Annotated in this window: 20 protein-coding genes and 1 riboswitch; of the genes, 11 read left to right on the top strand and 9 right to left on the bottom strand. The window is 71.9% G+C overall.

Annotation, left to right across the window (positions count from 1 at the left end):
• Positions 1-37: 37 nt before the first annotated feature.
• A complete protein-coding gene (locus CHR28_RS23100) occupies positions 38-982 on the bottom strand; it encodes a glucosyl-3-phosphoglycerate synthase (RefSeq protein ID WP_094055600.1) in 945 nt (314 codons plus the stop codon).
• A 155-nt stretch (positions 983-1,137) separates the two neighbouring features.
• A riboswitch (SAM riboswitch) is annotated at positions 1,138-1,293 on the top strand.
• An 18-nt stretch (positions 1,294-1,311) separates the two neighbouring features.
• Between CHR28_RS23100 and thrC the strand changes: the two genes are divergently transcribed.
• The 6 genes from thrC to CHR28_RS23070 all read left to right on the top strand — a co-directional run bounded on the left by thrC (position 1,312) and on the right by CHR28_RS23070 (position 8,554).
• On the top strand, positions 1,312-2,598 hold the full coding sequence (thrC, locus tag CHR28_RS23095) for a threonine synthase (protein ID WP_094055599.1): 1,287 nt from the start codon (positions 1,312-1,314) through the stop codon (positions 2,596-2,598).
• Positions 2,599-2,702: 104 nt separating this feature from the next.
• Entirely contained in the window at positions 2,703-2,978 is a 276-nt protein-coding gene (locus CHR28_RS23090) for a ubiquitin-like small modifier protein 1 (protein ID WP_010035955.1), read from the top strand.
• Between the two features lie 456 nt (positions 2,979-3,434).
• The gene (locus CHR28_RS23085; protein ID WP_004986573.1) at positions 3,435-3,638 is read left to right on the top strand and encodes a cold-shock protein; all 204 of its coding nucleotides are present in this window, start codon (positions 3,435-3,437) and stop codon (positions 3,636-3,638) included.
• A 331-nt stretch (positions 3,639-3,969) separates the two neighbouring features.
• Positions 3,970-5,592: a chaperonin GroEL gene (gene groL / locus CHR28_RS23080; RefSeq protein WP_094055598.1), complete on the top strand. Its 1,623-nt coding sequence runs from the start codon at positions 3,970-3,972 to the stop codon at positions 5,590-5,592.
• A 158-nt stretch (positions 5,593-5,750) separates the two neighbouring features.
• Entirely contained in the window at positions 5,751-6,905 is a 1,155-nt protein-coding gene (locus tag CHR28_RS23075) for an NADH:flavin oxidoreductase (RefSeq protein WP_094055597.1), read from the top strand.
• A 92-nt stretch (positions 6,906-6,997) separates the two neighbouring features.
• The gene (locus CHR28_RS23070; RefSeq protein WP_094055596.1) at positions 6,998-8,554 is read left to right on the top strand and encodes a carboxylesterase/lipase family protein; all 1,557 of its coding nucleotides are present in this window, start codon (positions 6,998-7,000) and stop codon (positions 8,552-8,554) included.
• A 1-nt stretch (position 8,555) separates the two neighbouring features.
• Here the strand turns inward: CHR28_RS23070 and CHR28_RS23065 are convergent, their stop codons facing one another.
• From CHR28_RS23065 to CHR28_RS23050, 4 genes are all read right to left on the bottom strand, one after another.
• A complete protein-coding gene (locus tag CHR28_RS23065; protein ID WP_094055595.1) occupies positions 8,556-9,125 on the bottom strand; it encodes a hypothetical protein in 570 nt (189 codons plus the stop codon).
• Positions 9,073-9,948 (bottom strand): hypothetical protein, encoded by an 876-nt coding sequence (locus CHR28_RS23060; RefSeq protein ID WP_256984354.1) that lies wholly within the window; start codon positions 9,946-9,948, stop codon positions 9,073-9,075. Before CHR28_RS23060 ends, CHR28_RS23065 begins: the two co-directional genes overlap by 53 nt.
• Before the next feature lie 249 nt (positions 9,949-10,197).
• Positions 10,198-10,395: a DUF397 domain-containing protein gene (locus CHR28_RS23055; RefSeq protein WP_094055594.1), complete on the bottom strand. Its 198-nt coding sequence runs from the start codon at positions 10,393-10,395 to the stop codon at positions 10,198-10,200.
• On the bottom strand, positions 10,379-11,218 hold the full coding sequence (locus CHR28_RS23050) for a helix-turn-helix domain-containing protein (protein WP_094055593.1): 840 nt from the start codon (positions 11,216-11,218) through the stop codon (positions 10,379-10,381). Before CHR28_RS23050 ends, CHR28_RS23055 begins: the two co-directional genes overlap by 17 nt.
• 114 nt (positions 11,219-11,332) lie before the next feature.
• Between CHR28_RS23050 and CHR28_RS23045 the strand changes: the two genes are divergently transcribed.
• Both CHR28_RS23045 and CHR28_RS23040 read left to right on the top strand, forming a co-directional pair.
• Positions 11,333-11,578 carry a hypothetical protein gene (locus CHR28_RS23045; protein ID WP_094055592.1) on the top strand — a complete coding sequence of 82 codons (246 nt, stop codon included), beginning with the start codon at positions 11,333-11,335 and terminating at the stop codon, positions 11,576-11,578.
• A 135-nt stretch (positions 11,579-11,713) separates the two neighbouring features.
• Positions 11,714-13,762, top strand: coding sequence for a hypothetical protein (locus CHR28_RS23040; RefSeq protein ID WP_094055591.1), 2,049 nt, complete (start codon positions 11,714-11,716; stop codon positions 13,760-13,762).
• A 27-nt stretch (positions 13,763-13,789) separates the two neighbouring features.
• Here CHR28_RS23040 and murQ read toward each other — a convergent pair whose 3' ends face one another.
• Together murQ and CHR28_RS23030 are read right to left on the bottom strand one after the other, a co-directional pair.
• Positions 13,790-14,722 carry an N-acetylmuramic acid 6-phosphate etherase gene (gene murQ / locus CHR28_RS23035; protein ID WP_094055590.1) on the bottom strand — a complete coding sequence of 311 codons (933 nt, stop codon included), beginning with the start codon at positions 14,720-14,722 and terminating at the stop codon, positions 13,790-13,792.
• A 45-nt stretch (positions 14,723-14,767) separates the two neighbouring features.
• Positions 14,768-15,694, bottom strand: coding sequence for a MurR/RpiR family transcriptional regulator (locus CHR28_RS23030; RefSeq protein WP_094055589.1), 927 nt, complete (start codon positions 15,692-15,694; stop codon positions 14,768-14,770).
• Between the two features lie 55 nt (positions 15,695-15,749).
• Between CHR28_RS23030 and CHR28_RS23025 the strand changes: the two genes are divergently transcribed.
• Both CHR28_RS23025 and CHR28_RS23020 read left to right on the top strand, forming a co-directional pair.
• Entirely contained in the window at positions 15,750-16,133 is a 384-nt protein-coding gene (locus CHR28_RS23025; RefSeq protein ID WP_094055588.1) for a hypothetical protein, read from the top strand.
• A gap of 7 nt (positions 16,134-16,140) precedes the next feature.
• The gene (locus CHR28_RS23020) at positions 16,141-16,428 is read left to right on the top strand and encodes a DUF4031 domain-containing protein (protein WP_094055587.1); all 288 of its coding nucleotides are present in this window, start codon (positions 16,141-16,143) and stop codon (positions 16,426-16,428) included.
• Here CHR28_RS23020 and CHR28_RS23015 read toward each other — a convergent pair.
• Positions 16,398-17,477 carry a GNAT family N-acetyltransferase gene (locus tag CHR28_RS23015; RefSeq protein ID WP_373453378.1) on the bottom strand — a complete coding sequence of 360 codons (1,080 nt, stop codon included), beginning with the start codon at positions 17,475-17,477 and terminating at the stop codon, positions 16,398-16,400. The two genes, CHR28_RS23020 and CHR28_RS23015, sit on opposite strands and share 31 nt — an antisense overlap.
• Before the next feature lie 10 nt (positions 17,478-17,487).
• Entirely contained in the window at positions 17,488-18,150 is a 663-nt protein-coding gene (locus CHR28_RS23010) for an HD domain-containing protein (protein ID WP_094055585.1), read from the bottom strand.
• 47 nt (positions 18,151-18,197) lie between these two features.
• Between CHR28_RS23010 and CHR28_RS23005 the strand changes: the two genes are divergently transcribed.
• Positions 18,198-18,878: a maleylpyruvate isomerase family mycothiol-dependent enzyme gene (locus CHR28_RS23005; protein ID WP_094055584.1), complete on the top strand. Its 681-nt coding sequence runs from the start codon at positions 18,198-18,200 to the stop codon at positions 18,876-18,878.
• Positions 18,879-18,984: the final 106 nt, after the last annotated feature.

Genomic DNA, 18,984 nt, shown 5'->3' with positions numbered 1-18,984 from the left:
GTACGGACCTGCCGCGTCCGGCCGAAAACGGCCCCGGTCAGGCCGCCTTCCGGGCCTGGTACTCGGTGATCTCCACCATCGGCGGACGTTCCTCGGTGTCGACGGAGTACGTGCGCGGTTCGAAGCCGTCCCCGCCGCGCTCGAACTGGGTCAGGGACGGCCGGATCAGATGCCCCCGGGCCAGCCGCAGCTGTGCCGTGCGGTAGATCTCGGCGGCCATCCGGCCCAGCGCCTGCCCGTCCTGGTGCCGGTGCTTGCGCACCCCGACGTCCACCTGGGCGAGGGCGTCGAGGCCCGCCAGGTGCAGGGCGTCGACCAGCATGCCCAGCTCGACGCCGTACCCCACGGGGAACGGCAGCTGCTCCAGCAGGGAGCGGCGGGCCGCGTACTCCCCGCCCAGCGGCTGCACGAACCCGGCCAGCTGCGGCCAGTGCATGTTGAGCAGCGGGCGGGCCATCAGCTCGGTGACCCGGCCGCCCTGCCCGGCGGCGCCGCCGAGGGGACGGTCGTACATGCCCTTGACCAGGGCCACGTCCGGGTCGGTGAGCAGCGGGCCCACGATCCCCGAGACGAAGTCGGACGAGAAGTCCCGCAGGTCCGCGTCGATGAAGCAGACGATGTCGCCGTGCGTGACGAGCAGCGAGCGCCACAGCACCTCGCCCTTGCCGCGCACGGCCGGGACGCGCGGGAGTATCGCGTCGCGGTGCACCACCGTCGCGCCCGCGGCGGCGGCCACCTCGGCGGTGCGGTCGGTCGATCCCGAGTCCACGACGACCAGTTCGTCGACGAGCGGGACCTGCAGCATCAGGTCGTGCCGGATGACGGCGGCGATGTCGCCGACCGTCTCCTCCTCGTTCAGGGCGGGCAGCACCACGCTCACCGTGCGGCCCGTGCGCTGCTTGGCGGCCATGATCCGGTGGAGCGGACGCTCGGTCGCGGACCAGGAACGGGTGCTCAGCCAGCGCTCGACTTCTTCCAGCACCGTGGCGGCTCCTTAGCGTTCTCTCGGCGGGACGGAATGTGACGCGTCTCGCGGTTCGGACGACTATCTCAACTGTCCTGGTCGTCGGTTACAGTCTTGAACAACGCGGGTGACCATCGCATGTCCGGGGTCGGCCGTCGTTTACAACCACATACAGCTCATCCAGAGGGGCAGAGGGAAACGGCCCGATGAAGCCCCGGCAACCCTCCAGTCGGTTCTCGTAGGTCACTGGCGACCACAGCGCGAGGCTCCCGGCTAGGGAAGGTGCCAAATCCGTCTCACGGCGAGATGCGTCGTGAGGAAGATGAGGAGAAAGGGCCTCGCCTCACATGGCTGTGCAGACTGTTGCAAGCACCACGAACTCCACCGTAGACCTCGGCCCGGCCGCCGCTCTGAGCTGCCGCGAGTGCGGTCACCGCGTGCCCCTCGGCCCGGTCTTCGCCTGCGAGGAGTGTTTCGGCCCGCTGGAGATCGCCTACGACTTCTCGGCCTACGACGCCGAGGAGCTGCGCAAGAAGATCGAAGCGGGCCCCGCGAACATCTGGCGTTACGCCCCCCTGCTGCCGGTCCCGGCCGACGTGGCGGACAAGCCGAACCTCAACCCGGGCTGGACCAAGCTCGTCCAGGCCGACAACCTCGCGCGCGAGCTGGGCGTCGACGCCGGCAAGCTCTTCGTCAAGGACGACTCCGGCAACCCGACGCACTCCTTCAAGGACCGCGTCGTCGCGCAGGCCCTGGAGGCCGCCCGCGCCTTCGGCTTCACGACGCTCTCCTGCTCCTCCACCGGCAACCTGGCCGGTGCGGTGGGCGCCGCCGCGGCCCGCGCCGGCTTCCGCTCCTGCGTGTTCATCCCGCACGACCTGGAGCAGGGCAAGGTCGTCATGGCCGCGGTATACGGCGGCGAGCTCGTCGGCATCGAGGGCAACTACGACGACGTGAACCGCTTCTGCTCCGAGCTGATCGGCGACCCGGCCGGGGAGGGCTGGGGCTTCGTCAACGTCAACCTGCGGCCGTACTACGCCGAGGGCTCCAAGACGCTGGCGTACGAGATCTGCGAGCAGCTCGGGTGGGAGCTGCCCGACCAGATCGTGGTGCCGATCGCCTCCGGCTCGCAGCTCACGAAGATCGACAAGGGCCTGCAGGAGCTGATCAAGCTCGGGCTCGTCGAGGACAAGCCGTACAAGATCTTCGGCGCGCAGGCGCTCGGCTGCTCGCCGGTGTCGACGGCGTTCAAGGCCGGGCACGACGTGGTGCGGCCGCAGAAGCCGGACACGATCGCCAAGTCGCTGGCGATCGGCAACCCGGCGGACGGGCCGTATGTGCTGGACATCGCGCGGCGCACGGGCGGTGCGGTGGAGGACGTGACGGACGAGCAGGTCGTCGATGCGATCAAGGTCCTTGCGCGGACCGAGGGGATCTTTGCGGAGACCGCCGGTGGGGTGACGGTGGGTGTCACCAAGAAGCTGATCGAGAACGGGGTTCTCGACCCGACGAAGACGACTGTGGTGCTCAACACCGGGGATGGTCTGAAGACGCTGGACGCGGTGGCGGGCACGGGGCTCACGGCGACCATTCGGCCCAGCCTGGAGTCGTTCCGTGAGGCCGGGCTCGTCTGAGCATCGTTGTTCGCTGCGGGCCGGTGGGGGCTGGTCGCGCAGTTCCCCGCGCCCCTGAGGGCGTGCCCCAGCCGTTGCTCAAAAAGAACCGGAGGACATATCCGATGAGCGTCACCGTTCGTATCCCCACCATCCTGCGTACCTACACCGGCGGGCAGGCCGAGGTCGCCGCCGAGGGGGCGACCCTGGGCGAGGTCATCGCCGATCTGGAGAAGAACCACACCGGTATCGCCGCGCGCGTGCTGGACGACCAGGGGAAGCTGCGCCGGTTCGTCAACGTGTACGTGAACGACGACGACGTGCGGTTCGAGCAGGGGCTGGAGACGGCCACCCCGGACGGTGCCGGCGTCTCGATCATCCCGGCCGTCGCCGGAGGCTGAGCCGGTCGCGACCGGTCGACCGGCTTGATTGTTACCTGGAGTAATGCCGGTCACGGAGAGTTCATCGAATTGCCCCCACCGTGAGAGAAGCGGAGGGGGCAATTCTGCGTGATTGAGCGCGGTACAGTTGGGGAACGCGATCCCGATCCCCTGATCGGAACCCTGAATTCCTGCCGCGAGCCCGACAAGATGTAGCCAAAGTGCGCTTGTCTTTCGCGGCTTTTGCGCATTTTGTGTGGCCCGACTTGCCCTGAATTCGGGCGAATTCTCCCCACATTCCGGACCCTGCGCGTCCAGAATTCTCGTCCGATTGACCTGTTGCAGACGGCAGTTGGACAGATACATTCAGCCGCGGTCGACGCGTTCCGGCGCACGCCCCCAACCGTGGGGGGTGAGGTCTGACCCGGGTCCGCGAAGTGTGGATCTGTGCAAGGGCCAGTAATAGGGGAGTTAGGCATGGCTCAGGGCACCGTCAAGTGGTTCAACGCGGAGAAGGGGTACGGCTTCATCGCGGTCGACGGTGGTGCGGATGTTTTCGTCCACTACAGCGCGATCCAGATGGACGGCTACCGCACCCTGGAAGAGGGCCAGCGGGTCGAGTTCGAGATCTCGCAGGGCCAGAAGGGCCCGCAGGCCGACATGGTTCGCGTCACCGCCTGAACGCGCACCACGACCAACGCGCAAGCGACAGGTCTTCTCTGAAGGGCCCGTACCCCCTGGGGTGCGGGCCCTTCGGCCTGCTCGCGGGGGGTGCAGGGGGGTGTTCGCGGGTGGCTGACGCCCCCGGTCGATCCCCCGGAGGCGCTTGCACTCGCCATGCCCGAGTGCTAATCATTGCGTTAGCACTCTGAAGGTGAGAGTGACAACGTAAGGACCGGGTCGGTGAGGCCACGGACCAGGTGGGGCAAGGAACCACCGGTCGGGGGCCGTCCGTCGCGGGCGCGGGCGCGGTCCGAAGTAATCACCCCCAGTCCTGGAGGGACCACTTCACATGGCCAAGATCATCGCGTTCGACGAGGAGGCGCGGCGCGGCCTCGAGCGCGGCATGAACCAGCTCGCGGACGCCGTGAAGGTGACGCTCGGCCCCAAGGGCCGCAACGTCGTCCTCGAGAAGAAGTGGGGCGCGCCCACGATCACCAACGATGGTGTCTCCATCGCCAAGGAGATCGAGCTCGAGGACCCGTACGAGAAGATCGGCGCCGAGCTGGTCAAGGAAGTCGCCAAGAAGACGGACGACGTCGCCGGTGACGGTACGACCACGGCGACCGTTCTCGCCCAGGCCCTGGTGCGCGAGGGTCTGCGCAACGTGGCCGCCGGCGCCAACCCGATGGCCCTCAAGCGCGGTATCGAGAAGGCCGTCGAGGCCGTCTCCGCCGCCCTGCTGGAGCAGGCGAAGGACGTCGAGACCAAGGAGCAGATCGCTTCCACGGCCTCCATCTCCGCCGCCGACACCCAGATCGGCGAGCTCATCGCCGAGGCCATGGACAAGGTCGGCAAGGAAGGCGTCATCACCGTCGAGGAGTCCCAGACCTTCGGTCTGGAGCTGGAGCTCACCGAGGGTATGCGCTTCGACAAGGGCTACATCTCGGCGTACTTCGCCACCGACATGGAGCGTATGGAGGCCGTCCTCGACGACCCGTACATCCTGATCGCGAACTCCAAGATCTCGAACGTCAAGGACCTGCTCCCGCTCCTGGAGAAGGTCATGCAGTCGGGCAAGCCGCTGCTGATCATCGCCGAGGACGTCGAGGGCGAGGCCCTGTCGACCCTGGTCGTCAACAAGATCCGCGGCACCTTCAAGTCCGTCGCCGTCAAGGCCCCGGGCTTCGGCGACCGCCGCAAGGCGATGCTGCAGGACATCGGCATCCTCACCGGCGGCGAGGTGATCTCCGAGGAGGTCGGCCTCAAGCTGGAGAACGCCACGCTCGACCTGCTGGGCAAGGCCCGCAAGGTCGTCATCACCAAGGACGAGACCACCATCGTCGACGGTGCCGGCTCCGCCGACCAGGTCCAGGGTCGCGTGAACCAGATCCGCGCCGAGATCGAGAACAGCGACTCGGACTACGACCGCGAGAAGCTGCAGGAGCGCCTGGCGAAGCTCGCCGGCGGTGTCGCGGTCATCAAGGCCGGTGCCGCCACCGAGGTGGAGCTCAAGGAGCGCAAGCACCGCATCGAGGACGCCGTGCGCAACGCCAAGGCGGCCGTCGAGGAGGGCATCGTCGCCGGTGGTGGCGTGGCCCTGCTGCAGGCCTCCCAGGTCTTCGAGAAGCTGGAGCTCGAGGGTGACGAGGCGACCGGCGCCAACGCCGTGAAGCTCGCGCTGGAGGCCCCGCTGAAGCAGATCGCCGTCAACGGTGGTCTCGAGGGCGGCGTCGTCGTGGAGAAGGTCCGCAACCTCACCGTCGGCCACGGCCTGAACGCCGCGACCGGTGAGTACGTCGACATGATCGCCGAGGGCATCATCGACCCGGCGAAGGTGACCCGTTCCGCGCTGCAGAACGCCGCCTCCATCGCCGCGCTGTTCCTCACCACCGAGGCCGTCATCGCCGACAAGCCGGAGAAGGCCGCCGCGCCGGCCGGCGGCGGCATGCCGGGCGGTGACATGGACTTCTGATCGACTGAGTCGGTCGACGTCCTTTCGGAGGGCGGCACTTCCTGCTCCGGCAGGGGTGCCGCCCTTCGGCGTGTGCGGGATCACAGGGGGCACGGGATGGCGGCGGCGGGCCGCATGGTTGAACCTGGGGTCCGATGCACGTGCACATACTGCCTGGTATGAGCATACTGTCCGGTATCCGAAGGAGCCCCCACGTGACCGTCGCCGCCTCCCGTGCCGCCGAAATCCTGTCCCGGCCCGTCACCCTGGGCGGTCTGACCGTCCCCAACCGGATCGTGATGGCGCCCATGACGCGCATGTTCTCCCCGGGCGGCGTGCCCGGCGAGGACGTCGTCTCCTACTACGCGCGACGCGCCGCCGCCGGAGTCGGGCTGATCGTCACCGAGGGCACCTACGTCGGGCACGAGTCGGCCGGGCAGAGCGACCGCGTGCCGCGGTTCCACGGCGAGGAGCAACTGACGGGCTGGGCGAAGGTCGCCGAGGCGGTGCATGCCGCGGGCGGCAGGATCGTGCCCCAGCTGTGGCACATCGGCATGGTCCGCAAGCAGGGCGAGCCGCCCGTCGCGGACGCCCCCGCCGTCGGCCCCTCCGGGCTGCGCATCGGCGCCGACGAGCCCACCGGCAAGGCCATGACGCAGGCCGACATCGACGCCGTGGTCGGCGCGTTCGCCGAGGCCGCCGCGGCCGCCGAGCGCATCGGCTTCGACGGCGTGGAGCTGCACGGCGCCCACGGCTACCTGCTCGACCAGTTCTTGTGGCAGGGCACCAACCGCCGCACCGACGCCTACGGCGGCGACCGGGTGGCCCGCACCAGGTTCGCGGCGGAGATCGTCGCGGCCGTCCGCGAGAGCGTCTCCCCCGGCTTCCCCGTCATCTTCCGCTACTCGCAGTGGAAGCAGGACGTCTACGGCGCCCGCCTCGCCGAGACCCCGGAGGAGCTGGAGTCCATCCTCACCCCGCTGGCCGCGGCGGGTGTCGACGCCTTCCACGCCTCCACGCGCCGCTACTGGCTGCCCGAATTCGACGACTCCGACCTGAACCTCGCCGGCTGGACCAAGAAGCTCACCGGCAAGCCCGCCATCACCGTCGGGTCCGTCGGCCTCAACGGCGACTTCCTCAAGGCCTTCCAGGGGCAGGGCGCCGAGCTCGGCGACCTCGACAACCTCCTGGACCGCTTCGAGCGCGACGAGTTCGACCTGGTCGCCGTCGGCCGCGCGCTGCTGCAGGACCCGCAGTGGGCGCGCAAGGTCCTCGACGGCCGCTTCGACGAGCTGGCGCCGTACGACGCGGCGGCGCTGAAGACCCTCAGCTGACCCGGGGTCCGCCCACGGGTGCCTGGATCCGGTTGCCTCGGTCAAGGACACTGGCCGAGCGCCTGATCACCGGCATCCGTGAGGAGACCCAGATGACGACGACCGAGCCCCGCCCGCCCGCGGACGGCCCCTGCGAGCAGCCCGGACCGGTGGTGCGCACCACCGCCGGTGCGGTGCGCGGACGCCGCGAGGAGGGGCTCGCGGTCTTCCGCGGCATACCCTTCGCCGCACCGCCGGTGGGCGAGGCCCGCTTCCAGCAGCCGCGCCCAGCCCGGCCCTGGGACGGCGTACGGGAGGCGTACGCCTTCGGCCCGCCGCCCCCGCAGGACCTCGGCCTGATGGGCGGCCCGAACCTGTTCCACGTCCCCCAGGGCGACGACTGGCTCACGGTCAACGTCTGGACCCCCGACCCCGACCCGGCCGCCCACCGCCCGGTCATGGTGTGGATCTACGGCGGTGCCTACAAGCTCGGCCACGCCGGCAGCCCCGGCTACGACGCCCGGCACATCGCGGCCGACGGGGACGTCGTGGTCGTCACCCTCAACTACCGCGTCGGCATGGAGGGGTTCGCCCACATCGAGGGCGCCCCCGCCAACCGGGGCCTGCTCGACCAGGTGGCCGCGCTGGAGTGGGTGCGCGACAACATCGAGGCGTTCGGAGGGGACCCTCGGCAGGTCACGGTCTTCGGCGAGTCGGCGGGCGCGGGATCGGTGGCCTCGCTGCTGGTGATGGACCGCGCGGCCGGGCTGTTCCGGCGGGCGATCGCGCAGAGCGTGCCGGGGACGTTCTTCTCCGCCGAGCTGGCCCGGGACCTGGGCACCGCCCTGGCCGCCGAGCTGGGTCTGCGCCCCACGGTCGCCGATCTGTCGTCGGTGGAGCCGCGCCGGCTGACGGCGGCGGGGGAGGCACTGGGCCCGAAGATGCCGCAGTACCTCGACCGCTGGGGCCGCGCGGCGCCCACGGTGACCCCCTTCTCCCCGGTGGTCGACGGCGAGGTCCTCCCGGCGACGCCCTGGCAGGCCCTGACGTCCGGAGCGGCGAAGGACGTCGACCTGCTCGTCGGCCACAACCGCGACGAGTACCGCCTCTTCCTCACCCTGGCCGGACAGCTCGGCCGGATCACCGACGAGCGGGCGAGCGCGGCCCTGCGCCTGTTCGGCCCCGGCCCCGACGGGGAGGCGGCCTACCGCACGGCCTTCCCGGGCGCCTCCGCGAGCGAGCTGTACGAACGCGTCCAGACGGACTGGCTGTTCGCCATGCCCTCCCTGCGCCTGGCCGAGGCACACCGCGCGGGCGGCGGCACCGCGCACGTCTACGAACTGACCTGGGCGGCCCCCGGCAACGACGGCGCGCTCGGCGCCTGCCACGGCCTGGACCTCCCACTGCTGTTCGGCACGTACGGGGCGGACCTGGGGGCGCTGCTGTTCGCGGGGACCGAGCCGTCCGCCGAGGCCCTGGCGCTGTCGGCCCGCTTCCGCTCCTCCTGGACGGCGTTCGCCAGGACGGGCGACCCGGGCTGGCCGGCGTACGACGATCAGCGGCGGCTGGTGCAGGTGCTGGACGCGGAGCCGGTGGTCACGGCCTACCCGGAGGAGACCGCGCGGCGCCTGTGGCAGGGGCACGACTTCGAGGCCCTGCCCCTGCTGTGACCTAGAGGTTGCCCATCGGCTCGATGTCGATCCGCACGGGCGTCCCCCACACCCGCAGCACCTCGTAGTCCGTGAACTCGTGCACCAGCCGGTACGCCATGGCGGCCCGGGGCGCGCGGCGCTGGGCGGCGATGTACAGCTCGGCCTCGCGGCGGTCCCGGCGCGGGGTGCCGCACAGCTGCCACGTCTGGCCGTTCCACAGCTCCGGCAGCCAGCGCTGCTGGGGCTGCGGGCGGTCGCCGCGCACGCCGTAGCGCGACTGGGCGGGCTCGGACGGCGGCTGGTGCGGAGCGGGCCCGTTGAACTCGTTCCGGCGGGCCGCCCGGCGCCGGGTCTCGCACAGCAGACACAGGTCCGGGGCGGCCTCGTCCACGGGGCCGTTCGGATGCTCGGGGCACCGGGTGCTGGGCGCGGCGTTCGAGACGCTCTCCTCCAGCAGGTCGAGGGCCCGCCGCAGATCCGCCTTCACCTCGTGCAGCTTGGCGTCCGGGGTGTCGGCGGTGAGGGCCTCCCCGTGCTCACCGAGAAGCCGGAGGGCACGGCCGAGTGCGGTCAGCTGGGCGTGGTTCATACCGTCCATTGTCCTCGGTTCGCACGAGCCTCTCCCGGCGGCGCTGGTCCATCGCCGCGCGGATGCGGGCCGCGTGATCGTGTACGGAGGGGGCGGGCAGGGGTGCGGGGGGTTGCGCGGGGGCGCTTTCGCCCCGGCAGGCGCTGCAACGCCCTCCCGGCAGGGACTCCGGGCGTCCCGGTGCGCCGCAGTTTGCGCACTCCAGTACGCGCAGTGGCGGGCGCGGGGCGGGTGGGGGCGGGAGTTTGCCTGTCAGGCGGGTGCGGACCAGGGCGGCGGGGTGGTGCACGGGTGTCGGCAGGCCGGCCGTGAGGGCGTGCAGCACGTCGTCCTCCGACGCGCCCCGCTCGAACCACTCCGTCACCAGTGGGGCGAGTGCCGCGCAGTCGGCCTGGGAGAGCGACAGCACGGGTGCGGTGCGGCCGAGGGCGGCCAGGAGGATCTGCGCCCGGGACCGGGTGGGGCGCTGCGGTGCCTTCGGCACGTCCCCGCGTGTGAAGGCCGTCCACCAGTCGTCATCCCGGGCCGTGCGGGACCACCACGATCGGGTGATCCAGCGCGAGCTGCCGTCGTCGGCCGTGACGCACTCCCGGCCCCGGCGCAGATGGCCCGCCTGCTGGATGCGGTTGAGGGCGGTGCTCAGGGCGCACTGGCCGTACGGGAGCTGTCTGGCCAGCGTCTTCACGGAGATGTCGGCGCCGTCGGGGAGTCGGTCGAGGTAGGCGGCGATGGCGGCTTCGCGGGGTGGGAGGTGCGCGAAGTCGTGCGGTGTGGACCGGAGTTGGTCCGGAGTGGAGCGCTTGCCGTAGCCGGGGTTGGCCATGGGGTGCGCGGAGGGGAGGGCAGCACTAAAGTGGGCGTCAGCCATGGGATCGGTCTCTTCGATCTCGTTGGTTAAGCCCCCGCAGGTGTTGGCGCACCGGGCGGGGGCTGTTGCGTATGCGGGAACGCTAGAGGTTGGTCACCGTCCGTGGCAAGCCGAGCGCTCCCCGTCAACTCTCGGGGTGGGAGGGCGGGTTGAGGCCCTCCACCCATTCCTTGAAAACAGGGCTCGAAGCCCGGGTCCCGAAGCTCAGGCCGTCTCGTCCTTGAGGTTCGCGACGAACGCGGCCCAGGCGGTGGCCCGGAACACGAGCTTCGGGCCGTGGGGGTTCTTGGAGTCGCGGACGGGGACGACGGTGGGGTGACCGTCGGCTACTTCGAGGCAGTTGCCGCCGCTGCCGCCGCTGTAGCTGGACTTGTGCCAGCGGGCCTCAGTGATGCTCCTCATGGGCGTAATCCTCCGCCATCGCCTCGATGACGGCCAGGGAGTTCTTCGGGGAGAGCGCGCAGGCCGTGAGGAGCTGGTAGGTGAACTTCTGGTGCTTGACGACCGCCGGGTCGTCGTCCAGCCGTCCGGTGCCCACGCCTTCGAAGTAGACCAGCGGTGGGGCGTCCTCGAAGTCCATCAGCTTGACCGAGCCCTCCATCGCGGGGTGTGCCCCCGCGTCGAACGGCAGCACTTGGACGATGGCCCGGCCGCGGCGGCCCAGGTCCGCGATGTGGCGTAACGCCTCTGCCATCACCCCGGGTCCCCCGGTCACCCGCCGGAGTGCGGATTCGTCAAGCACGGCCCACAACAAGGGCTCTGTTGGATGGTCGAGCAGGCGGGCGCGCTCGATCCGCGCGGTCACGAGCTCCTCGATCTTCTCTTCGGGAGCCGTTGGCTGGTAGGCCCGGCAGACGGCTCGCGCGTAGGCAGGCGTCTGGAGCAGGCCGGGGATCAGGAGGGGTGCGTACTCCCGGATCTCGGTCGCCTCCGCCTCCGCTTCCGCCGCCTCCGCGAAATGCTCCGGATACCTCGACTTGGCCGCCGCCCCGCAGTGCCGCTGGAAGAAGTCCTCCGTCCTCAGCGCCTCGTCCAGCAGGCGGGCGTACTCCCGCTGCATCCTGCGCGTGCCCGCCTCCAGCTGGCCGATGAACGAGCCGCTGACGAACAGCCGTTGGCCGAGTTCCTCCTGGCTGAGGCCGGCCTTCTCGCGGGCGTGGCGGAGTTCGGCGCCCAGGAGGGCCCGCGGGGAGGAGGACGGGTCGAGATCCCTGGATCCGGGCATGGGCAACTCCCTGTCGTACACATCGGGTTGTTGGGCCGCCGTATCTGGCCAGGTTAGAGGCGGCTCGGACACGCTGTGTGGTGAATTGACAACTCAGCGTGGAGGTAGGGAAGCGTGCGCTCGACCGAAGAGATCGTGGAGTCACTGCGGGACGCACTCGCGGGAGTCGGTGTCGTACTGCCGTCCCTGCGGGTCGACCCCGTCACGGCCGCGAGCGGGGAGCCGTTCGCCCTGGTCGATCTGGGGCGGTGCAACGTGCGGACGGCCGAGCAGCTGACCGAGGTGCTGCGGTCGCTGCCCGTCTCGGAGGCACTGCGGGCTCGCGTGCGGCAGGTCAATCGGGAGGTGAAGTCGCGGTGAAGTGAGGGTGATCGGGGGGTGGACTACAACCATTGGGCCGTCAGCGTCGTCGAACAGGCGTATCGCGCGTACACCCCGGCGTCCGCCCCACCGCACGCCACTCCGGAAGACCGATCTCCTCAGAGAAAGCCTGCCATGACGCTCCGTTGGTGGTGCGGTGTCCTGCGTGTGCGTGGGAAGACCGACCTGTTTCTCGTACTCCTGTTCGCCGCCGCTTTCGCCGCCCTGCCCGCCTTCGCGCTGCTCCCGTCGCTGTGGGGCTTTGCCGCCGCCTCGGCCGTGAGCTACGCCGCCGACGAGGTGCTGCACACCCGCGCTCCCGCCTTCGTGCGGCGGCTGGCCGCGCTGCAGCTGACGCGCACCATGCGGTTCGCCGTGCGGACGGTGATGCTGCTCGCCCTGGCCGACCGGATGGACGCGCCCGGTGCCGTGCTGGTGACCGCGCTGGCCGTGTTCAGCGTGCACTTCGCGCTGGTGGTCCTCTACACCGCCGTGCATCACGCCATCCGGCGCCGGCGCATCCTGCCCGTGGTCGTGCGCAACCTCGACATGAGCGCGGCGGGCATTCCACAGGCGCCGCCCGCCCTCCTCTACCGGCGCTTCCTGCGCAAGCTGCTGCACCTGGACCTGCCGGCGCACGCCGGAGTGCTCACCGCGCTCGCCGTGGGGGCGTGGCAGCCCGCCGGTGCCGGGTTCGCGCTGACCGCCGGGCTGACGGCGGCGGCCGTGCTGGCGCTGCTGGGGCAGTTGCGCCGGGCGCGGCGGATGCCGACGGACGACCAGGTGATCGCCGAGGTGAACCGCCAACTGGCCGCGTACCGGCCCGAGGTGGCGCTGTACTTCAGCTTCGCGTCCGTCTCCCGGGACTTCATGTACCAGGTGAACATGTGGATCGAGACGCTGGAGCGGCTCGACCGGAGGCCGCTGATCATCCTGCGCGAGCGGGCCTCGTTCCGCTATCTGAGCCGTACCTCCATCCCGGTGCTGTGCGTGCCGAAGGCCGACGACGTGGCCCAGCTGGAACTGCCCGAGCTGCGGGTCGTGCTCTACCCCGGCAACGCGGGCAAGAACGTGCACATGCTGCGCGTCGCCGAGGCCAAGCACGTGTTCATCGGGCACGGGGACAGCGACAAGCTCGCCAGCAGCAACCGGGTGAGCAAGGTGTACGACGAGATCTGGGTCGCCGGACGGGCCGGGCGCGACCGGTACCAGCGGGTGCGGCACGCCATCAGCGACTCCGCGATCGTCGAGGTGGGCCGTCCGCAGCTGTCGTCGATCCGGCTCCACGCGGACCACGTGCCCGGGCCGCTGCCGACCGTCCTGTACGCGCCGACCTGGGAGGGCTGGAGCGACGACGACTGCCACACGTCCCTGATCCCGATGGGCGTGACGCTGGTCGAGAAGCTGCTGGCGGAGAACGTCCGGGTCCTCTACAAGCCGCATCCGCTGACCGGCAAGCGCTCGCGCGCCGCGGCCGAAGCCGACCGGGCGATCCGGGAGTTGCTGCGCGCGGACAACGAGCGGCGCGACGGCGAACGGGGCGACCGCGAGCGCGTGGAGGCCGCTGTCGCCGCCGCCCGGTCGCGGCTCGCGGAGATCCAGGCCCGGCTCGGTGAGCTGTCGGGGCGGCTCGGCGGCGACGACGCGCAGCAGACCCGCGAGGCCCGGCTGCCCGACCGCAGCGGCGAGGCCGAGTGGCACGAGCTGCGGGCCGAGTGGCACCGGATCTTCTGGGAGAGCCGGGGCGCGGTGCGGCACCAGGTGATCGTCCGGCAACTGCCCACGCTCTACGAGTGCTTCGACCGGGCCGACCTGCTCATCAGCGATGTGTCGTCCGTGGTCGCGGACTTCGTGGCGAGCCTGAAGCCGTACGTCCTGACCAACGCCGACGATCTGCCCGACGAGGCCTTCCGGGCCGCGTACACCACCGCCGGGGGCGCCTACCTCCTGGACCGGGAGTGCGTCCGGCTGCCGGAGATCCTGCGCGCGGTCCGGGCACCGCTGCACGACCCGATGGCACCCGAGCGCCGCGTCCTCAAGGAGTACGTGCTGGGCCCGGACCACCCGACCTCCACGGAGCGGTTCAACGCGGCCGTCAACGCCCTGGCCGAACGGGCCGCGGCGGAGCGGGAACAGCAGGAGCAGGAGGGCGAGCGGGAGGCGGTCGTCCAGCTCTCCGGCTGAACGGGCCCGGGGTGTCCGCGGGCGCCCCTACGGGCGGGCCTCCAGGGCCGCTCGCAGGTGCCCGCCGGACTCCTCCAGCAGCCGGGCCGCCGTCGGGCCGTCCACGTCGGCCAGGATCGTCAGGATCGCGTTCTTCACCTCGCCGTCGGTGGCGGCCAGGGCCCGCTCGATCTCCTCGTCACCGGCACCGGTGGCCAGGGCGACGATCCGGTGGGAGCGGGCGCGGAGCTTGTCGTTGGAGGCGCGGACGTCGACCATCAGGTTCCCGTACGTCTTGCCCAGCCGGATCATCGTGATCGTCGACAGCATGTTCAGGACGAGTTTCTGCGCCGTGCCGGCCTTCAGGCGGGTCGAGCCGGTGAGGAGTTCGGGTCCGACGACGATCTCGATGCCGTGCTCGGCGGCGGCCGCCAGCGGGCTGCCCGGGTTGCAGGACAGGCCGACGGTGAGGCAGCCGCGGTCTCGGGCGTGCTCGACCGCGCCGATGGCGTAGGGCGTGCGGCCGGACGCCGAGATGCCGACCACCGTGTCGTCGGGGGTCAGGCCGAGGGGCTCCAGATCGGCCCCGGCCAGCTCCCGGGAGTCCTCGGCGCCCTCGACCGAGGTGACCACGGCCCCCGGGCCGCCCGCGATCAGGCCGACGACCCGGGAGGGGTCGGTGTTGAAGGTGGGCGGGCACTCGGAGGCGTCCAGCACGCCGAGCCGGCCCGCCGTGCCCGCGCCCGCGTAGACCAGGCGGCCGCCCCGGCCCATGCGCTGCGCCATGGCGTCGATCGCGGCGGCGATCTCGGGCAGCCGGGCCGCGACCGCCCCGGCGACGGTCGCGTCCTCGCCGTTCATCAGCCGGGCGATCTGCAGCGTGGGCAGCCGGTCGATGTCCGCCAGGTCCGGCCGGAAGGCCTCGGTGGTCAGGGACTCCAACTCGGCTCTGAGGTCACGGGGGTTGGAGGTGGAGGTCATGGACGGCTCTTTCCGTGTCTTTCCGGTGCTGGGCGGGGCGGCGGCTCAGGGACGATGCCGGTGGGCCAGCGCCTCGTACGAGGCCGACAGCGCCGGCGCCGCCGTCTCGTACGTCCGCTGCGCCACCCCCACGAACAGGCAGTCCACCACGAGGAGCTGGCCGGTCCGGGACGACATGGCCGCGGGACGCAGCTCGCTCTCGCGCGCGGTGGACGTGGTGAGGACGTGGTCGGCGTACTGCGTGACCGGGCCGTCCGGGCGGCCGGTGATCGCCACGGTCGTCGCCCCGCGCTCGAAGGCGACCCGCAGCGGCTCGATGACGTCCCCGGTCGACCCGGAGTGCGTGATGGCGATCGCCACGTCGCCCGCGCGCAGTTGCACGGCGTTGGTGACGGCCAGGTGCGGGTCGCTGTGGGCGTGCGCCATCAGCCCTATGCGCAGCAGCTTCTGCGTGAGGTCCTGGGCGACGAGCCCGGACGCCCCGACCCCGTACACATCGGTGCGGCGGGCGGCGGCCAGGGCGGTGACGGCCGCGCCCAGCTGGACCGTGTCCAGCCCGGCGGCGGTGTCGGCGAGGGTCTGCTGTTCGTCGTAGGCGAGCTTGGCGACCACGTCGGCGATCGGGTCGTCCACCGCGATGTCCGTCGTGATGGCCGGGGCGCGGCCGGACTGCTGCTGCGCGGCGAGACCCGCGAGGGCCAGCCGCAGGTCCCGGTAACCCGGATAGCCCAGCAGCCGGGCGGTGCGTACGACGGTCGCCTCGCTGGTGCCGGTGAGTTCGGCCAGGCCGGTGACCGTGAGGGCCGCGCAGCCGGCCGGGTCGCCCGCCACGGCCTCGGCCACGCGCTGCATGGAGCGCGTCATCGACGGTGCGAGCGTGCGGACCTTGGCCGCGAGGGCGGCGGGGGCGGGCGGGGTGCCGCCCGGGCCGCCGCGCTCCCTGGCGAAAATTTCCTTCACTCTCTGGGTCACCTCTGAAAGATATTTTCGGCTCGGCGTCGGGGTCAAGAGTGCGCACAATGGGGGCATGGACCCCATCAGCCCCCTGGAGCAGACGCTGCATGCCGCGCGCGCCCTCGTGCTCGCCGACCTCGTCGCGGGACGCGTCGCGGACGCCGACGTCGTGTCGCTGGTGGAGCAGTCCATCACCCAGCGGCGGTGGTGGGTCGAGCAGTGGCCGGAGGGCGCGCAGTTCGTCGCCGGCCTGGTCGCGCAGGACGTCCAGGACGCCCTGCTGGAGCGGTACGGCCGCTGGCCGCTGTGCCCCGTGTGCGGCACGGGCGAGCCGCACGCGCTGGACGTGGAACCGGAGTTGGGGCCCGACCCGCACTGGGTGTGCACCGAGGCCGGCGTGAAGGTCGCGGCGGTGGGATCGCTCGGCGAGGCCCTCGGCGGGCCGGCGTCCTCGTGAGACCGGCGTGACGATCTACATCGACCCGCCCACCTGGCCCGGCCACGGCCGCCTGTGGTCCCACCTGGTCAGCGACGTCTCCTTCGACGAACTGCACACCTTCGCCGCCCGCCTGGGCGTGCCCCGCCGCGCCTTCGAACGCGACCACTACGACCTGCCCGCCCAGCGCTACGCGGACGCGGTGGAGGCCGGGGCCGTGGAGGTCAGCAGCCGCGAGGTGGTGCGGCTGCTGTACGGGGCGGGGCTGCGGCGGCCGAAGAGGCGCTACCGCTCGCCGGGTGCGCCCAGTTCGTAGGTGAGGTGCTCGGGGTCCTCGGCGACCCGGGTGAAGCCGGCCCGCGCCAGGACGTGCTGTGAGGGCAGGTTGTCCCGCTCCACGGTGGCGACGACCACCCGCGCCTCCGGCCGGTCCAGCGCCCAGGACGACAGCGCCCGCAGGGCCTCGGTGGCGTAGCCGTGGCCGCGGGCCGCCTCGACGAGGTCGTAGCCGACCTCCACCCGGCCCGTGGCGTCCGGGACGCTGTGGAACCCCATGGCGCCGAGCGCGCGGCCGTCCTCCCGGCGGACCAGGACGTACATGCCCCACTCCGGCCGGTGGACGCCGTCCTCGTACTGCTTGTACACCAGTCCGGCGCCGACCCGGGTGCCCTCGACCGGCCCGCCGTCGAGCCAGGCGAAGCCGCCGTCGCCGACCGTGGACAGATCGGTGGCCGCCGCCGGGGTGACGCCCTGGAGGGTGAGCCGCTCGGCCTCGATGACCAGGTTGTTGCTCCACCGCCACTGCGTCACGGGCGCGCGCCCGGGCAGCTCGCCGCGCGCGGTGGCCCACAGCAGGGTCCGCCAGGGCGTGGGGCCGGGCTGGACGTGCGGGAAGATCCGGGTGAGGACGAAGTCGCACAGCGCCGGGTCGGGTTCGTAGGCGATGCCGAGTCCCTCGGCGATGTCGTGGGTGTGCAGCAGCACCTCGGCGACGCCCATGGCGGCGAACCCCTCGCGGTTCGCGCTGCGGAACGGATACGGATGGAAGGCCCGCACCTCGCGCGGGGTGGTCCGGACCGCGGCGGCCAGCAGCGTGCCCATCGTGCCGATCACCCGCAGCACGCCCGAGTTGTCGGTCCCCTCCTCCAGCACGATCTCGAACGGGCCGTACGCCTCGGACTCCCGCCCCGCGAGCTGCCCCGCGTACGCGATCAGATCGTCCGCGATGTGCACCGCGGTCTCCCGGCAGCTCCACTCCAGCCGCCCGGCCCGCACCCCCGCCCAGTCCCGCCCGGCGACCGCCCCCAGCACGCCCACGCACTCGGCGACGGCCTGCTCCACCTGTTCCGCACCCGTTGTCCACATGGTGGGCAGGCTACGAGGCGTCCAGGGGCGGGAGCGACAGCATTTCCAGCTCGGCGGCGAGGTTGCAGCGGGCCGTCGCCTCCCAGTGCTCCGCCCCGTAGGGGGTCCGGAACAGCCGGGGCAGGGCGAGGAGTTGGCGCAGGATCGCGGCCCGGCCCGTGCGGAATGCGTCGTTCGGGACGAAGTGGTACTCCTCGCGGACCGCGGTGGTGTAGACGGCGTACGCCGACGGCGGCGAGGCCAGGATCGCCAGGTCGGCGTCGCACAGGACCATGCCGTCGGGGTCGTCGTCCGCCGGGTCGTGCGTGACGGTGAGGCGCACCAGCCGGGCCACCTCGGCCGTCTTCGCGTCGGGAAGGCCGGCTTCCCTGAGGGCCCGTTCGGCCAGCCGCGCGGAGCGTTCCTCGTTCTCGGAGCGGTCGGGCAGGTAGACCGCGTCGTGGAACCAGGCCGCCAGCCGGACCACCTCCGGGTCCCGCGCGTACTGCTCCAGCAGGTCGACGCGGTCCAGGACCGCCGTGAGGTGCTCGACCGTGTGGTAGCGGCGCTGCGGCTCCCGCCAGCGGCCGAGCAGGTCCTCGGCGTACGGCGCCGGGTCGGGACCGCCGGCCGGCCCCCGGGCCGCCTCCAGGGTGCGGGCGAAGCGGGTGCGCAGGGTGTCGAGATCGGCCATGGGGTCATTCTCCCGCCGACCCGGGTGGGGGACCTAGCGTGGGGTGCATGACGACTCCTGCTGATGTGCACGACGTACGGGACCCCGAGCAGCCCGGCCGGCTGCTCACGATCGAGCGTGACGCGTTGATCCCGCTGCTGCGGGGCAGGACCGGGGAGGACTTCGCGCGGCCCGTCGCCGCGTGCCCGGGCTGGACGGTGCGGGACGTGCTGGCGCACGGTTCGGCCGCCCTGACGCGGGTGGTGCAGGGCCGGTTCGAGCCGGGCGTGTTCTCGCCCGGGTCCAACGACCGGGACATCGCCGAACGGGCCGGCTGGAGCGACGCGCAGGTCGTCGACGAGCTGGAGCGCGGGATGACCGAGGCCGGGCCGGTGATCGCCGGGGCGGACGGGCGGCTGGACGGGCTGGCGCTGGGGGAGTGGGTGCACGCCGGTGACGTGCGCGAGGCCCTCGGGGAGGCGGGCGCCTACGGCGGGGCCGGGCTGCCGGACGCGCTCGCCCTGCTGGCCCGCCTCACCCGCGAGCGGGGGCACGTGCCGCTCCACGCCGACCTCGACGACCTGGACGAGCCGCTGCGGCTGGGCGAGAGCGGCGGGGAGCGGCCCCCGGGGCGGTTCATCGGGGACGGGGCGACCCTGGTGCGGCTGTACACCGGGCGGCCGGTCGACGGGGCGCCCGCGTTCGAGCTGGCCGGGGTGGAGGCGGCCGAGCTGAACATCTACGGGTGAGGTCCCGGGCCCCGGAGGGTGCTTGGGAGCCGGCCGGAGTGGGCAGCGTAGTCTTTGATTGGACTAGACCTGTCGCCGAACGCCGACGCCATGCCGACGAAGGGGC

Source organism: Streptomyces sp. XY006 (assembly GCF_002237655.1).
Lineage (GTDB): Bacteria > Actinomycetota > Actinomycetes > Streptomycetales > Streptomycetaceae > Streptomyces > Streptomyces levis.
Note: the sequence above shows the minus strand (reverse complement) of the source record. Positions and strands in the feature narration are given on the sequence as shown.

Coding starts and splice junctions, on each gene's coding strand:
- CHR28_RS23075 (WP_094055597.1), top strand. CDS start 5,751: ATGAGCATACTGTCCGGTATCCGAAGGAGCCCCCACGTGACCGTCGCC.
- CHR28_RS23040 (WP_094055591.1), top strand. CDS start 11,714: ATGACGCTCCGTTGGTGGTGCGGTGTCCTGCGTGTGCGTGGGAAGACC.
- CHR28_RS23025 (WP_094055588.1), top strand. CDS start 15,750: ATGGACCCCATCAGCCCCCTGGAGCAGACGCTGCATGCCGCGCGCGCC.
- CHR28_RS23060 (WP_256984354.1), bottom strand. CDS start 9,948: ATGGCCAACCCCGGCTACGGCAAGCGCTCCACTCCGGACCAACTCCGG.
- murQ (WP_094055590.1), bottom strand. CDS start 14,722: ATGACCTCCACCTCCAACCCCCGTGACCTCAGAGCCGAGTTGGAGTCC.
- thrC (WP_094055599.1), top strand. CDS start 1,312: ATGGCTGTGCAGACTGTTGCAAGCACCACGAACTCCACCGTAGACCTC.
- groL (WP_094055598.1), top strand. CDS start 3,970: ATGGCCAAGATCATCGCGTTCGACGAGGAGGCGCGGCGCGGCCTCGAG.
- CHR28_RS23070 (WP_094055596.1), top strand. CDS start 6,998: ATGACGACGACCGAGCCCCGCCCGCCCGCGGACGGCCCCTGCGAGCAG.
- CHR28_RS23085 (WP_004986573.1), top strand. CDS start 3,435: ATGGCTCAGGGCACCGTCAAGTGGTTCAACGCGGAGAAGGGGTACGGC.
- CHR28_RS23050 (WP_094055593.1), bottom strand. CDS start 11,218: ATGCCCGGATCCAGGGATCTCGACCCGTCCTCCTCCCCGCGGGCCCTC.
- CHR28_RS23010 (WP_094055585.1), bottom strand. CDS start 18,150: ATGGCCGATCTCGACACCCTGCGCACCCGCTTCGCCCGCACCCTGGAG.
- CHR28_RS23015 (WP_373453378.1), bottom strand. CDS start 17,477: ATGTGGACAACGGGTGCGGAACAGGTGGAGCAGGCCGTCGCCGAGTGC.
- CHR28_RS23055 (WP_094055594.1), bottom strand. CDS start 10,395: ATGAGGAGCATCACTGAGGCCCGCTGGCACAAGTCCAGCTACAGCGGC.
- CHR28_RS23090 (WP_010035955.1), top strand. CDS start 2,703: ATGAGCGTCACCGTTCGTATCCCCACCATCCTGCGTACCTACACCGGC.
- CHR28_RS23065 (WP_094055595.1), bottom strand. CDS start 9,125: ATGAACCACGCCCAGCTGACCGCACTCGGCCGTGCCCTCCGGCTTCTC.
- CHR28_RS23005 (WP_094055584.1), top strand. CDS start 18,198: ATGACGACTCCTGCTGATGTGCACGACGTACGGGACCCCGAGCAGCCC.